Source organism: Bartonella sp. AP4SXKL (genome assembly GCF_042195845.1).
In the GTDB taxonomy this organism is placed as follows: Bacteria; Pseudomonadota; Alphaproteobacteria; order Rhizobiales; family Rhizobiaceae; genus Bartonella.
Genome location: NZ_JBHIPA010000019.1, coordinates 1 through 16,566, shown reverse-complemented (window position 1 = coordinate 16,566; position 16,566 = coordinate 1). Strand labels below are relative to the sequence as shown.

Genomic DNA, 16,566 nt, shown 5'->3' with positions numbered 1-16,566 from the left:
ATCGGCTATGAGTTTAGCGGCGGTTTCCCAGTCGAGGTATCCCGCCGCTTGATAAAAGACTCCAAAATCTCTCCAATGCTCGACAAGTCATTAATATCGAGTTCTCCAACCGCTTCATGTGCCCATCCAGAAAGACGTGCGATCATAGCGATTGTTTGCTCTATGCCTTCTTTTTTGTCGATTGCTTGCACATCTTTTGTTTTGGGGCGCTGTAAAGTAATTTCGGTGTGCTCTTTTCCTTCAAAAGTAACAGGTATCAATAATTTATGTGTAATGCTTGTTTGGACGGTCATTTTTATAATCCTATGTTGTCTCTATGGTCTGCGAGTTGATTGACGCCATTGAATTTTCTCACCAAGTTGAGGACATCTATCTCAACGATTTCAACGTCCTTCTGGACATATTTGAAATACTGCAATGTGAAGGTAGTTGTGGATGTTGCTTTGCTGCCTGGTTGCCATTCTGCCATTTCAAAGCCTTTGCATAGTCCTCTCATGGTAATGACAACACCTTCTGCTGGTGTGCCTTGCGCTTGCATTGAACTTCGTAATGAAATGTTGACATCGGTGCGCCCTAACAGTGCCATCAACTCTGGAGAGCAATCAGAAATGGTCATGCTAAGCGTGAGGGTTTCAAGACCAAGGTCAACTTCAATGGAGCTATCCATGCCACCGCCGCGATAACTTTCAACAACCAAACTCAAATTCGGTAGGGTGACACTTTCACATTTTGCCTGATAGGGAATGCCGTCGACAAAAATGTTAAAATATTTCAAAACTCTTGGTAAAACAGGTACGGTCATTAAAAGATCTCCTCTAAGTAATCATTCACAATGCGTGAACGGAACGTGATATGTTCTGCGGGTGTTGTGGGGGTGAATTCGACATTGAAATAGACTCTACCGCTTTCAATAGCGCTTGCTGTATTAAGCTCTAGATCAGGCGTACAGCGCCCACCAAGAATGGCGCCTTGTGCTTTCAAATCACGCAAATAGGCATTGACGCTTTCACTGACATCATTCATGTAGGTTTTTTTGATATTGCGGTCGACAGCCCATAGATGCCCGCGCAAAATGGCATCATTGATCATATCTGCGGTGCGTACTACCGATAAGAAAGCAAATTTTGTATCACTTGAAAGGGTGCGATTACCCCAGAGGCGATAGCCGTTTTCCCGAATAATGGTTGTGATGTTTTGTTCATTGAGAAGGTTGGCGCGGCTTGATCGATCACCAATGGAAAAATCAATAGGGCGCGCAGTTCCCACAATGCCATTAATCACTTTATTGGAAGGAGAATGCCAAAAACCGTGTGTAAAATCAGTTTTGGCAATGACACCAGCAACCGCTGCACTTGCCGGCTGTTCTATAGTTTTTCCATCACGATTCACCTTTACAAATGGATCAATAAGAATGGCGCGTTTTGAATCAAAATCCTTTGCTGTGCTAAGAGCGGCTTCATCTGTTGTGTTGGGTGCATCAAGCACCACAATAGCACGCAGACGCTCTGCAATGCCAATGAGTTCTGCTGCGACGGGGTTGGCAGTTGCACCCGTTCCATTCTCTTCAATATTCACACTGGAAGGGCGCTGATGTGTAAAGCCTGGAGCAATCAGAATGCGTGGTGTTTGTCCTACAATGGATTGTGCTCCAATGAAAGCATGGACACCTTCATAAGCACCATTTGCGTTTACACCCCCTAGAATATTGGTGAGTGTTGCATTTTCATTGTCACCCTCGTGCACGCGTACGACAACGACAATGGCGCCTACTTGTTTAAAAATAAGATCAAGGGCATTGGGTAAGGTCCCTTGACGCTTCCCCGTTTTATCGAGTTTTGCGGCTTGTGAAAGAGAGCCTGCTACCAAAACCGGTGTGTTGAGAGGGAAGGCTTGTTCATCGGCATCGGGTGCTGTGCCAACAATCCCGATAACGGCAGACTGAACCGCGCGAAGGGGGCGGGTGCCGTCGTCAACTTCAACGACTTCAACACCGTGTAGAAAACCTGTTGCCATTTTATACTCCTTTAAATGGTTGGCTAATGAAATGAATGGGAAAAAAATGAGGGGGGTGATTGCTGTATTTGTTAGACCGGCATGATGATAAAAAATTATCGAAAATAGCTTGACATTATTTATGCAATGTGTATTTTCGAATCAGGTGCTTGAAAAACACCTTAAAGCAACTAGCGGATGGATTGCCGAAACAATCTCTTCTCCGCCAACTAAAAGTTTTGACTCATTGTATGTTACACGCATATAATGGCATTGTCGGGTGTGGTTACGCTATACAATACCCTTTATGGGAAAGGCATAACGACGGGCTAGTTGCCGTGTTTTTCAGCGCCCGGCACTCTCTTTAGAGTGTCAATGAAAAACATCTAACAACTAGGAGTTCACATGAACACTCTTATAGAAATTACAGAACAAGTCATTGATGGCGATGCGATTCAGACAGTAAATGCACGTGATCTACATGCGTTTTTAGGAGTAGGTAAAAAGTTTGCAGACTGGATTACTGAACGCATCAACAAATATGATTTTGTCGAAAACAGAGATTATATAGTTTTTCCCAATTTTGGGAAAAACCTCCAAGGTGGTCGTCCCTCTAAAGATTATGCTCTCACTTTAAGTGTAGCCAAAGAACTTTCTATGGTGGAGAACAATAAGAAAGGTAGAGAAGCTCGTTTATATTTTATAGAATGTGAAAAACGTGCAAAACAAGTAGCAACACCACGAATAGATCTTGCCAATGCATTGGAAAATCCTCTTACGATTAAACAGCTCCTTTTAGAGAGTATCAATCAATTAGAAGACTTAAGAAATGAGGTGAGTACACTCAAGCCTAAAGCAGAAGCTTTAGAAGGCTTAAAACGCTCTGATGGTCTGTTTGGTCTTATCGAAGCCGCGAAGATGTTAGAAGTACGACCAAAAGATTTAACGGATTACTTGCGTAAACATGATTGGGTCTATCGACGTGCTCCGGGGGCGCCTCTGTTACCTTATCAGGATAAAATCAAGAAAGGCTTTATGGACTGCCCTGCTATCACCATTCAAAGACCAGATGGTACAGAAAAGGTGCTCCCTTCAACGAAAATCACCTCCAGAGGATTGGCATGTTTAAGAGAGCAAATCCATGGAGGTGTGCAATGAAGATAGATACCAATTTCTTATGCGATTTGTGGTTGGCATTATCTCAATTTTCTAGACATGAAAATATGAATGATAAAGATTGTACAGCTCTGGTTGATACTATGAGTGTCATAGAAAAAGCTTTAATTTTAAAACTTCAAGATGAGATGCCAAGTATACTTAAAATCTTAATAGTTCTAACAGATTTTGGTGATTCAGAACTGCCGCATAGCATGGATCCTTTATTGCGCGCTTATGAACCAGATTTCGAGAACCCTATTAAAAAGGTTGCTTAAGTTCAAAAACATGACTTATCTCCTCGTCTTTAAGGGCGGGGAGAAGGTTACGAATGGCTATGTTCCATTTGCGTATTCATTTCGCTAGCTGTTAGTGTTGGAATAGAAGAGACATCAATGTCCCTCAAGGCATGCCATGTATCATAATTGGCTTGAAGCTGTAGCCAAAGGGCTGGTCCATTTCCTAACAATTTACCAATGCGAGCCGCTGTTACGGCTGTGACTGGACGTTCTCCTTTAAGGATACCGTGCAAGTGCTGGCGTGATATTTGAAGAATCCTAGCAATTTCGGTTTTGCTTGCATTTAAATGTTCTAAGGATTCAGCTAAAATTTCTCCTGGATGAGAAGGACAACGATTAGGATTACGTGTGGTCATGGATAGTTTCCTTTACAAATCTTAAAACCTTCAGTGGTATTGCTCTAGATCAACATGGTAAACGTGTCTGTCTTTAAATTCAAAAGTGATACACCAAGGACCATTGATATGAATTGTGTAGCGAGTTGGAGTAAAGCCTTTAAGCATATGAAAATTATAACCTGGTACATTGATATCACTAACTTGAGAAGCAGCGTCAAGGGCATCAAGACGGCGAATAATACGCTGTTGAAGCCTGCTATCAATCTTACTTTTTCCTGTTTCCCAGAGAGATTGGAGGTCTTTATTTTTAAATGTTTTGATCATAGCAAACTCAACAACTTTATTTTAAGTAAGATGTAATGTATTAAGTGACAATTGTCAACAAAAATGTTACAACTTAATATGATTGATGCCAACACTGTGGAACTACAAGAATTTAAGAAATGAATATCAAACCAATTCGTGCTGAGAGGGAGTACCAAGAAGCTTTAGAAATTGTGTCTGCAATGTTTGATAAGCAGCCAGAAGTTAATACTCCAGAATTTGATAGAATGAAAACTCTTGTTTTGTTAATTGAAGCTTATGAAACAGAACACTATCCTGTTTCTCCACCTCATGCGTAAAGAGAAGAATAGGTGCATGGAGGGGATAAATTTGCACGTTAACATCAAGGATTTTACAAACATACCAACGGCTGTCTGATCAAATATTGCTAAAAACTTAGATCCCTTGCCATTCTTAATAAAGTGAATACGAAGTTTAAATTCTATTGTCATTTTGCTCTCCAAATTAATGAAGAGACCATAACAATCATCTACACTCTCTCATAAGCCTGACACTGTCAGTAAAAAAGGGCTTTAAAGGGGACTTTATAAGAAGAAACTATACAGTTTATAAGCCATCAGACAATAAGTGTCCGTTTAGAAACTATCATTGTTTTTTATACCTGCATAAACCATTCATTCTTTCCACAATCTTATAAGGACAGCGCCATCAGCTCCAGCGCCACTTGAAGAAGAATCGGCATGAGCACCAGCACCTCCGCCCCCAAAACCACGCCCTGCTTTTCCCGAACTATAGGAACCTTTGCCGACTCCTCCAGAGCCACCACGTGATGTATCACCTCCAGCATCGCCTCCATTACCGCTTGTTTTACTCGTAATTCCATTCGTTCCAGCATAACCATTTCCGCCTTTGGCAATTCCTAGATGTTCATCCGTTGCTAAACCAAAGTTTCCACCTGTTCCTCCAGCACCACCATCGCCTGAATAGTAGGTAGTCGTACCACCACCAAATCCCGTGTGAGATTGATAGGCAGAAGCACCCCCACCACCATGTCCTCCTGTCGCCGTAATAAAATTCTTTCCAACAGCTGTTGTTCCTCCAGAATTTCCTGTCGCACTGCGTGATGCAACAGAAGCGCCTCCTTTACCAATGATGATATCCTCGTGACCGTTTAAACTCGCTTTATAACCATACCATACCGTACAACCGCCACCGCCGCCACCGCCTCCTAAGTAATAAGAATAACCACCCCCACCACTGCCGCCGCCACCCCATGCTTGGATTTCGACTTTTGTGTTATCCGTTACCCAATCGGGCCATTGAATTTTTCCATCCTGTGTATAGAGCAATTCAGCATCAGCAAGAGCCGGCCAATTCGTGATTTTATCGGTCAAATCTTTTTTAAGACTCTTTATCTGTGCCAAGATGGCTGCATCCACTTGTGATTTGGTATAAACAAGATCATCATCAACTTTAAGCGGTCCTTTAAGCGTACTTCCACTTGTGCTTAAACGGGTAACCACTTTCCTTTTTGGAAGACCGAAGAAGTCAGATGATACATTACCCAAGATCTCCAAGTCGTCACCCATGGTGACTTTACTGGTAAATTTATTATAACTTTGCCATTCATTTGGGCTTGTGAGGCGCCCATAGCTGGTCATATCTTGATTAATCTTGGCTCTAAAATCGTCAAGCCCCACAATATCTTCGGTTTTATGTTGATGCGCGCCTAATAGTGAGACAGCACTGCCAAAGGTGAAGTTATTATTGCTTGATTTATAGAGAACATAATTATTTGCGGCATCTTTTGCGCCTTCGATATCGCTTAAATCGGCAAAAGTGAAGGTTTTATCCGCTGCCATTTTGCCATTGAGAGCGCTTTCTAGATCTGCGATTTCGTTGATCGTATGCGTGTGGTGTAAAGGTGCCTTTTCGTCTACCTTTTCCTCAACAGCCAAAAGAGCTTGATCAATTTTGGTCAAGTTTTCCCGCAAGATTGGGAATTCAGAACTGATAAAACGCCCCTCTTTAGGCAATTCCATGTCGAGTTTTTTGGTTTTGGTCATCTCTGTTCTCCCATCACAATATGCCAGCGCCAAAATCACTCACCATGGACCGCGCTGCTGGTCCACCGGTAAGAGTGAGTTTGAGGCGCGCTTGTTTGGCTGTTTTGTCACTGCTCACAAATTTTCGTTCTGTCCAAAGTGGTTCAGCGAGTTGTTCTGTTTCGTCAAGTTTCAAAGGGGTGAAACCACCATCATCTAGTTGCATCTCCAGTGAAAAGGTTGCACCACCCGGTAAAAAGGTTTTGATATAGCTCGTTAACCTTGCCTTTTCACCAAAGGCAAAAGCACGCGTGACATAGGTCGCTTCCTTATGGATCTTTCCCGCGATCAATTGAACAGGCGCAAATAACACCGGTGAGAGTTTCTCTGTTCCTTTAAGAATAGCGCGAAGCTTGATCTTTTCACTGATATATTCAGTAAGACTGAGCAATTGAAAGGGAAGGAGTTGATAAACCGTGCCGTTGTTTCTTTCAATTTCAAAGATGACAGAACAATCGCTTGAAGGCAACTCAATGGCTGCGCGTATTTGTAAATCAGAGCAGTCCACAAGATCAAAAGTGCCTAAATCGACAATCTTTTCTGTTTGCCTATAGCGGGCAGCGAGCACCCGAAAGGCTAAAGCCTCATCTTGATGGGCTGTCCAACTTTGTGCGTTAACAGAAGAAAAGCGTGGACCGGTCACGTAAGGGTGACTCGAGACATATCTCTGGTGTTCTGCATCAAAATCTCCAAGCTTTGCTAGTGAAACAGAATGATCCGCATCATCGGTTTTAATGACAAAAGCCGTTAAGCGGTCATCCATCACAAGGAGTGGTACATCATAGCGTGCTTCTGCCCAACCTAGCTTTGCGCCCTTCATAGAATAAAAGCTTTGCGCTTGAATATCGGCGGTAGGATAGCCGTTTTCTGTGGTCACCAAATCAATCACCAGATCATGGTTCTGATTGCCGATTTTGCAAAGATGAAAGTCAATACCGGTGATTTGCCGTGTTTCATCGGGGGTAAAAACTTGCGCTTGTGGGTCCACTTGCGTCCATATCTTCACCGTGGTGGTGCGCCGCATCACTTTCACATCAATCACGCCTTGACCGGTAAAAAGCCCCGTTGCAATGGTTCCACCTTTTCCCCTTGCCACAACGTTTTTTGTGCCAGCCGTAATATTTTGTGGAATCGTGAAAGCGCCCTCAAGGGTGCCCTTGCTATCGGCAATAAGGAGACTCTTTGGTAAAACATTCACACCATCAAAGGTAAGACTTTCCAAGATTTCGCTACTGCCAAAACCTTCAATTTTAAAGTGAAGGGTAATTTGTCTTAAAAAGTCGATTTGTTCTTGGTGTGTGTTGATGAAATTATCGCTTACTTCTGTTCTACGTATGGTACTGCCGCGATGTTTTCCCATAATGATTTGATTGGTGATACCCGAGAGCCAATCGGTGCGTTGTTCATGCCAAAAGTCTGTTGCGGGTTCAAGGGTTACTGTACCAGGCAGGGGTGCAAAATTTTGATAAGGATTGATTTTTTCGCAAGCCGTTGTCAACTCTTGCGCAATGATCACTTCATTTGTCCAGTCAAGGGTGACAGGCGCTTTTAAAGGAGCAGTATAGAATGTTGGGTCAATGGCAAGCTGCAAAATGCCGTTGCCTACAGCCCCCGTTTGTTGAAAGCCTTCATCTCTGTAACTATCATCAAGAAAAGGGTCTGCAAACATGCCTTTTTTGGCAACAGGTTCTTTAGAGTCAACATTGCTTTTAATCCGTTCTAATTGCATCAGACGGTCAAGCGAAAGCACCCGTTGAAAATAGCGCCACATTTCATCATAGGGGGCAACACGGGTGCCATCATTAACCACAACCGGCGTTTCAAGCCAATTGTTGGTAATGGTTGCAAGGGACAACACATCATCAGGGACACTGGGTGCCATGGGATGATCTACTGAGATACCTTTGATGTAAACCACATTGCCCCCTGTGTTCAGTCCTATGCGGTCAATGCGGGGGAGTTTGTAAGTGTAACTGACGATAATATCACCACCTTGCGCCCCACCTGAGACAGTGATTTCCTGCGCTGTTACTTTATCAGCCGTGATTTTTGCGCGATAGCGGTAAGTCACCTTATAGCTGCTCCCTGCTAAAGGTTCGTCTCCCACCGGTGCCCAATCAATGGTGTCTCCTGTTTTTTTAAAATCTGTGCCTTCTTTAAATTCCTTGCTTCCTTGAACGATTTTGATAAACGCGGTGATGCTTTTATCAGGAACACCATCACGCCCAGCGGCAACGGCACCACGGGTGACGTTAACGGTTTTTTCTTTTGTCAACAAAAGAGACTGAATATCGGCAATAGGAAAATAATAGGGTTTAAAGGTGAAACTTGTTTTCCCTTTTGGGGGCGAAAAAATGTGCGTTTCGCTAGGAACAACGCTTGTCGAAAAATCTTGCATCTCTTCATGGCGCAAGGCTGCTAAGCGTTTGCGTTTAAAGCCATTGATATTGGCTTCTCCTTCTTGAATACTAAACACTTGGCAACCATTATTTGCTCCCAATGCGCTCACACGGCAGCCACTCACGATATAATGCCCATGGGCGCGGTCGTACGTCGCAATAGCTTGCATGGCGGGTTCAAGCAGTGAGGGCGATTTTTGATCAATCAGAACACCATCTTGTAAAATATAAACCGGAAAGAAAGTGCCATTCTGCGCATCCTCTTTCAGTGCCCAAACAAGCTGTGCTGTTTCGCGTGCCGCTCCGGGCTCTCCTTCTGCTAAGGTACCAGGGACTTGCCCCAATAGCTCTGGATCATCTTCGTGTGTTATCCATTTTTTTTGCAGCTTCACACCAATTTCCAAGCGCCCAATCATGGCAACATTGTTGAGTACAGCTGGTGCAACGGGGAAAATATCGCCTGCGATATAAATCTTGCCATCCGTTAAAGTGACGGTCTTTGTCTCTTTGTTGACAAAAGCATCAGCCCGTTCAACGCGGTCTCCTTCTTGTGCCACAAGGCGCCCCAAGCGGTCATGACGCCCCCTGATGATGGTTTGAACCTCATTCAATTCACCGCTTTGAATAAAGGGACGCGTGCCATAAAAGACAACGCTTTGTTGTTCCTCTTTGCCGCGAGATCTGTCAATTGCAAAGGGTAAACCACTTTCATGCTTCATATTAAAACCTCAATAAAATCTTGAATTGTTCGCGAACATCGGCACGCAAAGGAATATTAATGGGCGTTTTGAGTATCTCGACACCGCCATTTAGTTCATTGGCATCACACCAAAGCTTTCCAAGGGGGATATCTTGTTTGGGAATGCCATGAACGAGAAGGGAAACAGAGGCGGCTTGTTTGTCCTCAACATCGTGAAAATCTGTGCGTGCTGCAAGAAAAAGCGCCGTGCCCATCGAGGAGGGCTGGAATCTGCCGCCACAATGGCTATACACACCATCCAAAGCCTGTTCGACAGGCGCTACAGCATAGCATCTGCGAAACCCAATCACGCTATTTTGGCTGTCTCTTAACACGAGATAAAGCGTGCGACCATGAAACCATTCTGCCATGAGTATATCGCGTTCATGTTTTTTAACCGAACACCACGGAAAATTTGCCAAATCCCAAGGATAATCAATTTGGTTCCAGCTTAACTCCTCGTCAAAGTCATCTATCCAATTACCAATAAGCCTGCCTTCTTCTCTTGTGAGCGTGTGATTGATCTCTGTTGTGCGCCCAAAGGAAAACAAAGTGCCCCCAGCTGTTAAGCGAACACCGCTTTCATACTCCAACATGCTGTCATCAAGGCGTGACATATTGCATTCAACAGCTTGCACATCATACCCCGCAACACCACGACGAAAATCGGAGCGCAAACTTTTGGAGAGATCTGTAATCGCTTCAATGGCTTCAAGCTGTGTTCGTTCAGGCAACTGATCAAAATCAAGTTGAAAGGAATTCCACCATGCGCGCCCCGTCCAGGCGGGTTGAAAGCGTGCCGAAATCCCTAGCCATTCAAGCCCCATCTCTATTGCCGCAAGGGAGCCACGTATCCTCTGCCATTGAAGCCCTTGATCAATCAAATCATAGAGATTTGGAACATAAGGTGTCAGTTCACCAAGCCCGTATTCTTCAATCAACCACGGCAAGAAACGGGGAGGGCGTGTGATCAGTTTTGCGCGTGAAATCCCCAAAACAGAACCATCAATATCTTGATGAAAATCGCAAGCATCGGCAAGGCGCTTTTCAAATTCTGTCGCGTTTGTGGGAAGGAGGGAACCAACCATTAGCGGGCACGTCCTTTGAAGTTTAAGGTGATTTTTCCAATCGATAAAATTTCTTCATCACAAACCATACTGTCTTGTGTTGGGGTAATGGCAATCACTTTCTGGACACCAGCAATCATTAGTTTTGAAATCCACCACGACAAACTTAATTCACGACCAATGGCTTGTTCTTGTTTCCAAGCCGTGCGTAAATTTGTTTCCATTGTTGTGAGAATTTTCAAAGATGTTTCTGGTAACAGCCAAACATCTGCTTCTAAATCCAGCACTTTTTTGACAGCAGCGTGAACAATGATTGTATCATTGGTCATGATGATATTTTTTCTGTGAAGAGCTTGTGAAACTGCTTGTATGAGATCTTCAGAGGCTGTTCCTTCTTCATTATTACCAAAAAGAGCAACATAGATGGTTGGGTCTTTGCCTTTACGATAGATAATGGCATCTTTCACTCGACTATCGGCTGTTAAGGCGATAAGTTTGTAATAGGGTTCTGTTCCACTTCCGTTTCCTCCACGGGCATGAAGCTGTATGCGTTCACGATATCTCTCGTCACTTTCACCCTCCATGCGGGCAAGACCATGCCAGTTTCCCAAAGCATCAAGAGATTCACCGGTTGCAAAATCAAGAATGTTGTTGCGTGCTGCCTCGTTAATACGCTGTCTTAAAAGCAACTCTCGATAGCTAAAAGCCTCTATGACTTTTACGGCCGGATCACTTTCAAGAATGGTATATTCAGGCAAAAGCTCTTTTAAATGGACAAGAGCAGCAGCGCGTATTTCTTCAAAAGAAAGTTCTGTGATGATGTCTGGTTTTGCAAGCACTCCATTCATTTTATCAATAATCCTTCCATGGTAATGGGCTTGCCGGATGGCAAATAAATGCCTTCAAAGGATAAAGAAACGTGTCCATTCTCACCCCTTTTAAAATCAATTTTTTTCAATTTAAAACGCGGTTCCCACTTGTCTAAAGCCTCAGCAACAGCAGCATAAAGAGCAACAGCAAAAGCATTATTAACCGGTGCATCAATGAGTTCAGCAACACGTGAACCATAATCACGCCGCATTACACGCGAACCAATCCGCGTTAACAAAATATCAAGGATTGATTGACGCAAATGATCAATGCCGGTTAATGGCTTTCCCGTTGTGCGGTCCATTCCACTGTTCAATTGGGATCTCCTGTCATAGAACCACCAGGGGAAACACCGCCATGAACATGTGTTGCTCCTACATTGGTGCCGTTATGTCTTAATCCACTTGAATGAATGGAAACATTATTTCCAGAATGAAGAGAGAGACTATCATTCGAATTCAGTGAAATGCTACTACCTGCCTTCAAAGAGATGCCGCCTTTTGCGTTTAAATTTATATCGCTTTCTGAAACAATCTTTATGCCATCTGGTGCGGTAAGCTCTAGCTTGCCACCATCACCTTTTAGTGACACACCATCAGCGATTGTCAGGATAAACTTTCCGCCGGATTTGATGTGAATTCCATAAGTGTTTTGTTCATCATCATATTCAAGGCTGGTTCCATCAGGGTATATCGTTCGGTGAATGCTGCCCTTATCGGCTGCTTGATTAGCATCTGTATGAAGTGAACCAATAATCACCCCTTGTGATAAATCCCCTGATGACGAGATAACAACTACTTGCTCTCCAACATCGCGTCCTTCATAAGAACGTGTTTTACCGGCGCGGGCTTGGGTATCTGGAATCCAGTCACTGACAAGATTGCCACTTTTTATCCGATAGCGTGCGTTTTTATGGTCGACATGGCTAATCTTCCCCACCACAACCATATTTGCCACACGTCTCTTTAGATCTGTGATTTCTTTATCGCGCCGCTCTAACATGTCCACCTTCAATTTTATGGTATTTATCTTTGTTTTTCACGCCTGTTTCTGGTTTAAAACCGACAAGGGGTTCAACGATTCTTGCTGTTACACTGCCTTCTTCTTCATTCATGTTGGGGATATTTGTCACATAAATGACTTCAAAGGTTAAAATTGCACCGTGGAGTGCTAGAGCGCCATTATCACCAAAGGCAAAAGCAATATTTTGCAGGCGGCATGTCTCAACGGTGTTGTTAAGATTGGGGTTGGCATGGAAAATCTCTTCAACTTCCCATGCTAATTGGTCAACAAAACGTGCGCCATCTTCACATGTTGCATAGCATTCAACATCTACTGTTAAAACACGCCGCCTTAAGCCAAAATCATGTCCATCTTCAATTGTTTCACTTTGTGTTGAGATATTAATAGCTGGCATTGTTTCAATAAATAAATTGAAATCGCGCATATTGAAAACATTATCACCAGCCACTGTTTTTGCTGCCTTTATCAAAGCAACAAAGCTTTCCCTTATTGTTTCTCTCGGATGCATGGGGGCTCCTGTTATTTAACATTTATCCTTTTCTTTATATTGGTATCGTGTTATGATACGTAAAAGAACGAATAAAGGTGATTTGGTGATTGAATCTTTTGCTGATAAGCGGTGTAAAGATCTTTTAGAAGGCAATCTGCCCAGAGGCTTTCCCACCACTCTAGTGCGTATAGCCCAAAGAAAGTTGTTTATGCTCGATAAAGCAGTTGATCTTAAAGATTTGCGCAGTCCTCCGGGAAATCGTCTAGAAGCGTTGAAAGGAGAGCGTAAAGGTCAATATTCTATCCGTATTAATGACCAGTTTCGTATTTGTTTTGAATGGCGCTCTAATGGTGCCTATGAAGTTGAAATCGTAGATTATCATTGATCTGTAGGAGGTCGAGATGAAAAATTATATAGCGATTCATCCCGGAGAAATTTTACGAGAGGAATATTTAAAAGAATATGCTCTCTCTGCTTATGCTCTTGCAAAAGCATTAAATGTTCCACGCACGAGAATAGAACGTATTGTTGCTGAAAATAGTCCAGTGACTCCCGATACTGCACTAAGATTAGCCTATTTTTTTGATACTACTGCTGAATTTTGGCTTAACATGCAAGCTGCTTATGACGTTAGTATATTACAAACTGAAAAAGCAGACGAATTTGCCAAAATCAATAAATTTGAATGTAGGGTTTAACCACCTCCCCATTTTGAGAACGGGGAGGGGAGTTGTGTTTTTAAGTTAAGCAACCTTTTTAATGGGGTTGTCTAAATCTGGTTCGTAAGTTCGCAACAAAGAATCCATGCTATGTGGAAGTTCTGAAGCTCCAAAATCTGTCAAAATTGCCAAGATTTTTGTAATATTGGGCACGTCATCTTGAAGCTTTAAAACCAGAGCATCTACGACCGATTCCATAACCTCAACTATAGCATTGCAGTCCTCATCTCCAATGCCTCGATGGTTAGAAAGCTTAAACAACGACAGCCACAAATCGCATAAGAAGTCTACACTGCTATTCATTGCACACCCCCAAAGATTTGCTCTCTCAAACATGCCAATCCTCTGGATGTAATTTTTGTTGAAGGGAGCACCTTTTCTGTACCATCCGGTCTTTGAATGGTGATAGCAGGGCAGTCCATGAATCCTTTCTTGATTTTATCCTGATAAGGTAACAGAGGCGCCCCTGGAGCCCGTCGATAGACCCAATCATTTTTACGCAAGTAATCTGTTAAGTCCTTTGGTCGTACTTCAAGCATTTTCGCTGCTTCGATAAGACCGAACAAACCATCAGAACGCTTTAAACCATCCAAAGCTTTTGCTTTTGGTGCTAATTCAGCAATAACATGATCTTTCTGCTCTATTTGATTTTGTAAGTGATTTAAAACACCAAGTAATGCCTCCGGTTTGGAGTAGTCAACTTGTGGGGTTGCTACTTGTTTCAAAAGCCGTTCACATTTGATAAAGTATTGACGTGCTTCATGCCCTTTATCATTACGCTCTATCATCGAAAGATGTTTAGCCACGTCTAACGTAATGTGATATTCTTTTACCTTTCCACCGCTTACTAAATTTTTAGTAAGCGTTATAAAGTTTATATTTTCCTGAAATTTACATTCTTTAATGCGATTTTTAATCCAATCATTAAAGCGAGCTTTTATTTCTAAAAACGTATGTAAATCACGCGCGTTAACAGTTTGAACAGTTTCCTGATCAATAACCTGTTCTCTAATTTCTATAAGAGTATTCATAATGAATTCCTTGTTGATAGATGTTTCTTAATGACACTCTAAAAGAGTGCCGGGTGCTAAGAAACACGGCAACAAGCCCGTCGTTATGCTTTCCCCCGAAAGGGTATTTTATGGCATAACCACACCCGACAAGACCAGTATACGCTATACGCATATAATGAGTCAAAGCCTTTACAATGTGCGGAAGACTGATTATTTCGGCAACCAATCCGCTTGTTGTTTTAAGGTGTTTCTTAGGCACCTGATTCGATTATTCATATTGTCGCCACATTGTCAAGTGGGAACGTAATATTTTAAAATAAATAAGCGTGCTTTTACTTTATCTCTCGTAAGATAAGCTTATACATACCGGATTCAGAGGCTTGGACATCTGTGACCACGAAGTGCTCTTGAGAAGAGGGGGCTTTACTGTTTTCAGGAGAGAGGACCACAATACTATCTTGAGGTTTTGGTGGTATTCCCCCGATGTCATTGATACAAAGATCAAGTTCCTTTCTTGCAATTGTGGTGGGGATTCTGCCACCGGCGTCCGATTCTGAATGCTTAATGCCGTAAATCGCTGTGATACGAAAAGATTGCTGGTTGTCCTTTCGCGTGTAGATGATGGGCTGCCCAAAAGTGTTGCGCACATCTTTAACCATTTGGTTTAGCAGCCCGTTCCACCGCATGTTATTTCGCTCCAATCACTGCTTTAAACAGCATTTCAGGGCGTGTGCAAATGTAAAGCGGATAGCTATAGACCTCCGGTTTTACCCATGCATTACGGTCGTGGTCGACGATAAGCATCGTGTAGAGAGGTCTTCCAACCGTGTTGGCAAAATCCAAGCTTTCACCAGGAGCAAAGGTTTTTTGGAAGACACCAGGCGCATCAACAGGAAAGAATTGACATTCATCCGGCTTAATGCCTATAGCGCGCTTTGTTCCAGCCTTCGCACTTACATTATAGTTGTGAATACTCCGGTAATTAATGAAAGTGACACCTGCAAAGTCAAAACTACCAAAGCTCCCAGAGCCAATCGAACTTGGTGTTGCAACACCTCCGGCGCTACTGAGTGTCTGTGCTAAGGCTGTGTTTAAATAGGTCTCACGAATTGTTTTATGGTTTTTCAACTTGGAAAAGAATTCATTACCACAAAGCCCAATAATCCGCGAACGATCAGAAAAAGCTCCCTTTGAAGCTCCAATCATCCTCATAATGACTTGATCAACATGGTCCGCAACATTGGTTGTTTCTGTATTTAGTTTAAAATCAATCGGCTTTGGTGGTGCGATTTCCCATTCCTTGTACCAATCGACAATAACAGAGCCATCGGCATCAAGAACCACCCCTTGAACAGCGCCAAGTTGCATATTTTCCCATGTCAATTCTATTTCAGAAATCAGTTTCTTTTGTTTCTTGGCAATATATTTCATTGCTGTCTCTAACTGATCTTCTGCGCCAAATTCACGACGGTTTTGGATTTCTTCTGATTTCACCGTATCACTTTTGGCAATCCGTGTTGTTTTGAAAAACCGAAGATTACGACCCTCTCTATCACCTTCTGCCAAGGGGGCGCCACGTTCACTGGTTTGAATCAAGGACAATGTATTGTCACGTCTTTCAATACCAACCACTGTGGTGCTTGTTTCCACTTCCTCAAAAAGATCAAGAGAACTAATAAGCCCCGGTTGAAATTCATAGTTTTCAATCGCTTTCATCATTGTGATGGCTGAGAAAGCATCATGTTTAAAAAAATTCATATCCATGTGCGCATTCTCCTATCGCAATAAAATATTGTTATGGTCTTCGAGAGACTGAATGGCAGCACTTTTTTGTTCATCTGTAATGGCATCTGGCCATAGCAATTCAGAAGCTTTTACAGTGCATAAGCGTGCTGTCATTACGGCACGTTGATCGGCTTGAGAGGCATCAACAGTGGCAAAAGAAATTCCAGCAGGGATTTGGCTGCCATCTGATGCTGCTGGATTAAGGGGGGCATATTTTTGTGATGCTGTAATTTTCCCCATGACAGTTCCAGCTTCAATGAATGCTCCTGATGCAAACAGCACTTCTT

The 16,566-nt window shown here is 42.9% G+C and carries 22 protein-coding genes; 5 read left to right on the top strand and 17 right to left on the bottom strand.

Annotation, left to right across the window (positions count from 1 at the left end):
• Positions 1–5: 5 nt before the first annotated feature.
• Genes ACFIMI_RS08485 through ACFIMI_RS08475 form a run of 3 tightly spaced genes read right to left on the bottom strand, consistent with a single transcriptional unit; the run spans position 6 to position 2,013 of the window.
• The gene (locus tag ACFIMI_RS08485) at positions 6–293 is read right to left on the bottom strand and encodes a phage tail assembly protein (protein WP_375612344.1); all 288 of its coding nucleotides are present in this window, start codon (positions 291–293) and stop codon (positions 6–8) included.
• 2 nt (positions 294–295) lie between these two features.
• On the bottom strand, positions 296–802 hold the full coding sequence (locus tag ACFIMI_RS08480; protein ID WP_375638186.1) for a phage major tail tube protein: 507 nt from the start codon (positions 800–802) through the stop codon (positions 296–298).
• Positions 802–2,013: a phage tail sheath subtilisin-like domain-containing protein gene (locus tag ACFIMI_RS08475; RefSeq protein WP_375692454.1), complete on the bottom strand. Its 1,212-nt coding sequence runs from the start codon at positions 2,011–2,013 to the stop codon at positions 802–804. Before ACFIMI_RS08475 ends, ACFIMI_RS08480 begins: the two co-directional genes overlap by 1 nt.
• A gap of 384 nt (positions 2,014–2,397) precedes the next feature.
• On the opposite strand from ACFIMI_RS08475, the gene ACFIMI_RS08470 reads away from it, so the two are divergent.
• Both ACFIMI_RS08470 and ACFIMI_RS08465 read left to right on the top strand, forming a co-directional pair.
• Positions 2,398–3,150 (top strand): antA/AntB antirepressor family protein, encoded by a 753-nt coding sequence (locus ACFIMI_RS08470; RefSeq protein WP_375654143.1) that lies wholly within the window; start codon positions 2,398–2,400, stop codon positions 3,148–3,150.
• On the top strand, positions 3,147–3,425 hold the full coding sequence (locus ACFIMI_RS08465; protein WP_375627783.1) for a hypothetical protein: 279 nt from the start codon (positions 3,147–3,149) through the stop codon (positions 3,423–3,425). The genes ACFIMI_RS08470 and ACFIMI_RS08465 overlap by 4 nt, the downstream gene beginning before the upstream one ends.
• A gap of 47 nt (positions 3,426–3,472) precedes the next feature.
• On the opposite strand, the gene ACFIMI_RS08460 is transcribed toward ACFIMI_RS08465, so the two are convergent.
• Both ACFIMI_RS08460 and ACFIMI_RS08455 read right to left on the bottom strand, forming a co-directional pair.
• Complete coding sequence (locus ACFIMI_RS08460; RefSeq protein ID WP_375627782.1) at positions 3,473–3,802, bottom strand: HigA family addiction module antitoxin; 330 nt, start codon at positions 3,800–3,802, stop codon at positions 3,473–3,475.
• A gap of 30 nt (positions 3,803–3,832) precedes the next feature.
• A complete protein-coding gene (locus ACFIMI_RS08455; protein ID WP_273791641.1) occupies positions 3,833–4,108 on the bottom strand; it encodes a type II toxin-antitoxin system RelE/ParE family toxin in 276 nt (91 codons plus the stop codon).
• Between the two features lie 119 nt (positions 4,109–4,227).
• Here ACFIMI_RS08455 and ACFIMI_RS08450 point away from each other — a divergent pair, with 119 nt between their 5' ends.
• Positions 4,228–4,407 carry a hypothetical protein gene (locus tag ACFIMI_RS08450; RefSeq protein ID WP_375621862.1) on the top strand — a complete coding sequence of 60 codons (180 nt, stop codon included), beginning with the start codon at positions 4,228–4,230 and terminating at the stop codon, positions 4,405–4,407.
• Between the two features lie 336 nt (positions 4,408–4,743).
• Here ACFIMI_RS08450 and ACFIMI_RS08445 read toward each other — a convergent pair whose 3' ends face one another.
• From ACFIMI_RS08445 to ACFIMI_RS08415, 7 genes are read right to left on the bottom strand one after another with little or no spacing between them, the layout of a single operon-like run.
• Positions 4,744–6,135, bottom strand: a complete 1,392-nt coding sequence (locus ACFIMI_RS08445; protein WP_375692453.1) for a Bgr_08870 family protein — start codon at positions 6,133–6,135, stop codon at positions 4,744–4,746.
• 13 nt (positions 6,136–6,148) lie between these two features.
• Positions 6,149–9,292: a DUF4815 domain-containing protein gene (locus ACFIMI_RS08440; RefSeq protein WP_375692452.1), complete on the bottom strand. Its 3,144-nt coding sequence runs from the start codon at positions 9,290–9,292 to the stop codon at positions 6,149–6,151.
• Position 9,293: 1 nt separating this feature from the next.
• A complete protein-coding gene (locus tag ACFIMI_RS08435; protein WP_375692451.1) occupies positions 9,294–10,400 on the bottom strand; it encodes a phage tail protein in 1,107 nt (368 codons plus the stop codon).
• Positions 10,400–11,227 carry a baseplate J/gp47 family protein gene (locus ACFIMI_RS08430; protein ID WP_375612352.1) on the bottom strand — a complete coding sequence of 276 codons (828 nt, stop codon included), beginning with the start codon at positions 11,225–11,227 and terminating at the stop codon, positions 10,400–10,402. Before ACFIMI_RS08430 ends, ACFIMI_RS08435 begins: the two co-directional genes overlap by 1 nt.
• Positions 11,224–11,565 (bottom strand): GPW/gp25 family protein, encoded by a 342-nt coding sequence (locus tag ACFIMI_RS08425; protein ID WP_375612353.1) that lies wholly within the window; start codon positions 11,563–11,565, stop codon positions 11,224–11,226. Before ACFIMI_RS08425 ends, ACFIMI_RS08430 begins: the two co-directional genes overlap by 4 nt.
• On the bottom strand, positions 11,562–12,251 hold the full coding sequence (locus ACFIMI_RS08420; protein ID WP_375692450.1) for a phage baseplate assembly protein V: 690 nt from the start codon (positions 12,249–12,251) through the stop codon (positions 11,562–11,564). The genes ACFIMI_RS08425 and ACFIMI_RS08420 overlap by 4 nt, the downstream gene beginning before the upstream one ends.
• Entirely contained in the window at positions 12,232–12,780 is a 549-nt protein-coding gene (locus tag ACFIMI_RS08415) for a hypothetical protein (RefSeq protein WP_375692449.1), read from the bottom strand. The genes ACFIMI_RS08420 and ACFIMI_RS08415 overlap by 20 nt, the downstream gene beginning before the upstream one ends.
• A 52-nt stretch (positions 12,781–12,832) precedes the next feature.
• Between ACFIMI_RS08415 and ACFIMI_RS08410 the strand changes: the two genes are divergently transcribed.
• A complete protein-coding gene (locus tag ACFIMI_RS08410; protein WP_375610725.1) occupies positions 12,833–13,147 on the top strand; it encodes a type II toxin-antitoxin system RelE/ParE family toxin in 315 nt (104 codons plus the stop codon).
• 16 nt (positions 13,148–13,163) lie between these two features.
• On the top strand, positions 13,164–13,460 hold the full coding sequence (locus tag ACFIMI_RS08405; RefSeq protein ID WP_004861504.1) for a HigA family addiction module antitoxin: 297 nt from the start codon (positions 13,164–13,166) through the stop codon (positions 13,458–13,460).
• A 45-nt stretch (positions 13,461–13,505) separates the two neighbouring features.
• On the opposite strand, the gene ACFIMI_RS08400 is transcribed toward ACFIMI_RS08405, so the two are convergent.
• The 5 genes from ACFIMI_RS08400 to ACFIMI_RS08380 all read right to left on the bottom strand — a co-directional run.
• Positions 13,506–13,784: a hypothetical protein gene (locus ACFIMI_RS08400; protein ID WP_375672188.1), complete on the bottom strand. Its 279-nt coding sequence runs from the start codon at positions 13,782–13,784 to the stop codon at positions 13,506–13,508.
• The gene (locus ACFIMI_RS08395; RefSeq protein WP_375680813.1) at positions 13,781–14,512 is read right to left on the bottom strand and encodes an antA/AntB antirepressor family protein; all 732 of its coding nucleotides are present in this window, start codon (positions 14,510–14,512) and stop codon (positions 13,781–13,783) included. The genes ACFIMI_RS08400 and ACFIMI_RS08395 overlap by 4 nt, the downstream gene beginning before the upstream one ends.
• A gap of 314 nt (positions 14,513–14,826) precedes the next feature.
• Positions 14,827–15,180: a hypothetical protein gene (locus tag ACFIMI_RS08390; RefSeq protein WP_375692448.1), complete on the bottom strand. Its 354-nt coding sequence runs from the start codon at positions 15,178–15,180 to the stop codon at positions 14,827–14,829.
• 1 nt (position 15,181) lies between these two features.
• Complete coding sequence (locus ACFIMI_RS08385; RefSeq protein ID WP_375692447.1) at positions 15,182–16,258, bottom strand: major capsid protein; 1,077 nt, start codon at positions 16,256–16,258, stop codon at positions 15,182–15,184.
• Between the two features lie 12 nt (positions 16,259–16,270).
• Positions 16,271–16,566, bottom strand: a 296-nt coding sequence (locus tag ACFIMI_RS08380; RefSeq protein WP_375692446.1) for a head decoration protein, incomplete at its 5' end; no start/stop codon positions are given.

What these genes read in the sequence shown, in the direction of transcription:
- ACFIMI_RS08480 (WP_375638186.1), bottom strand. Translation starts at nt 802, where the DNA reads ATGACCGTACCTGTTTTACCAAGAGTTTTGAAATATTTTAACATTTTT.
- ACFIMI_RS08410 (WP_375610725.1), top strand. Translation starts at nt 12,833, where the DNA reads ATGATACGTAAAAGAACGAATAAAGGTGATTTGGTGATTGAATCTTTT.
- ACFIMI_RS08390 (WP_375692448.1), bottom strand. Translation starts at nt 15,180, where the DNA reads ATGCGGTGGAACGGGCTGCTAAACCAAATGGTTAAAGATGTGCGCAAC.
- ACFIMI_RS08385 (WP_375692447.1), bottom strand. Translation starts at nt 16,258, where the DNA reads ATGGATATGAATTTTTTTAAACATGATGCTTTCTCAGCCATCACAATG.
- ACFIMI_RS08465 (WP_375627783.1), top strand. Translation starts at nt 3,147, where the DNA reads ATGAAGATAGATACCAATTTCTTATGCGATTTGTGGTTGGCATTATCT.
- ACFIMI_RS08435 (WP_375692451.1), bottom strand. Translation starts at nt 10,400, where the DNA reads ATGGTTGGTTCCCTCCTTCCCACAAACGCGACAGAATTTGAAAAGCGC.
- ACFIMI_RS08400 (WP_375672188.1), bottom strand. Translation starts at nt 13,784, where the DNA reads ATGAATAGCAGTGTAGACTTCTTATGCGATTTGTGGCTGTCGTTGTTT.
- ACFIMI_RS08470 (WP_375654143.1), top strand. Translation starts at nt 2,398, where the DNA reads ATGAACACTCTTATAGAAATTACAGAACAAGTCATTGATGGCGATGCG.
- ACFIMI_RS08420 (WP_375692450.1), bottom strand. Translation starts at nt 12,251, where the DNA reads ATGTTAGAGCGGCGCGATAAAGAAATCACAGATCTAAAGAGACGTGTG.
- ACFIMI_RS08445 (WP_375692453.1), bottom strand. Translation starts at nt 6,135, where the DNA reads ATGACCAAAACCAAAAAACTCGACATGGAATTGCCTAAAGAGGGGCGT.
- ACFIMI_RS08485 (WP_375612344.1), bottom strand. Translation starts at nt 293, where the DNA reads ATGACCGTCCAAACAAGCATTACACATAAATTATTGATACCTGTTACT.
- ACFIMI_RS08455 (WP_273791641.1), bottom strand. Translation starts at nt 4,108, where the DNA reads ATGATCAAAACATTTAAAAATAAAGACCTCCAATCTCTCTGGGAAACA.
- ACFIMI_RS08405 (WP_004861504.1), top strand. Translation starts at nt 13,164, where the DNA reads ATGAAAAATTATATAGCGATTCATCCCGGAGAAATTTTACGAGAGGAA.
- ACFIMI_RS08415 (WP_375692449.1), bottom strand. Translation starts at nt 12,780, where the DNA reads ATGCATCCGAGAGAAACAATAAGGGAAAGCTTTGTTGCTTTGATAAAG.
- ACFIMI_RS08450 (WP_375621862.1), top strand. Translation starts at nt 4,228, where the DNA reads ATGAATATCAAACCAATTCGTGCTGAGAGGGAGTACCAAGAAGCTTTA.
- ACFIMI_RS08475 (WP_375692454.1), bottom strand. Translation starts at nt 2,013, where the DNA reads ATGGCAACAGGTTTTCTACACGGTGTTGAAGTCGTTGAAGTTGACGAC.
- ACFIMI_RS08460 (WP_375627782.1), bottom strand. Translation starts at nt 3,802, where the DNA reads ATGACCACACGTAATCCTAATCGTTGTCCTTCTCATCCAGGAGAAATT.
- ACFIMI_RS08395 (WP_375680813.1), bottom strand. Translation starts at nt 14,512, where the DNA reads ATGAATACTCTTATAGAAATTAGAGAACAGGTTATTGATCAGGAAACT.
- ACFIMI_RS08430 (WP_375612352.1), bottom strand. Translation starts at nt 11,227, where the DNA reads ATGAATGGAGTGCTTGCAAAACCAGACATCATCACAGAACTTTCTTTT.
- ACFIMI_RS08440 (WP_375692452.1), bottom strand. Translation starts at nt 9,292, where the DNA reads ATGAAGCATGAAAGTGGTTTACCCTTTGCAATTGACAGATCTCGCGGC.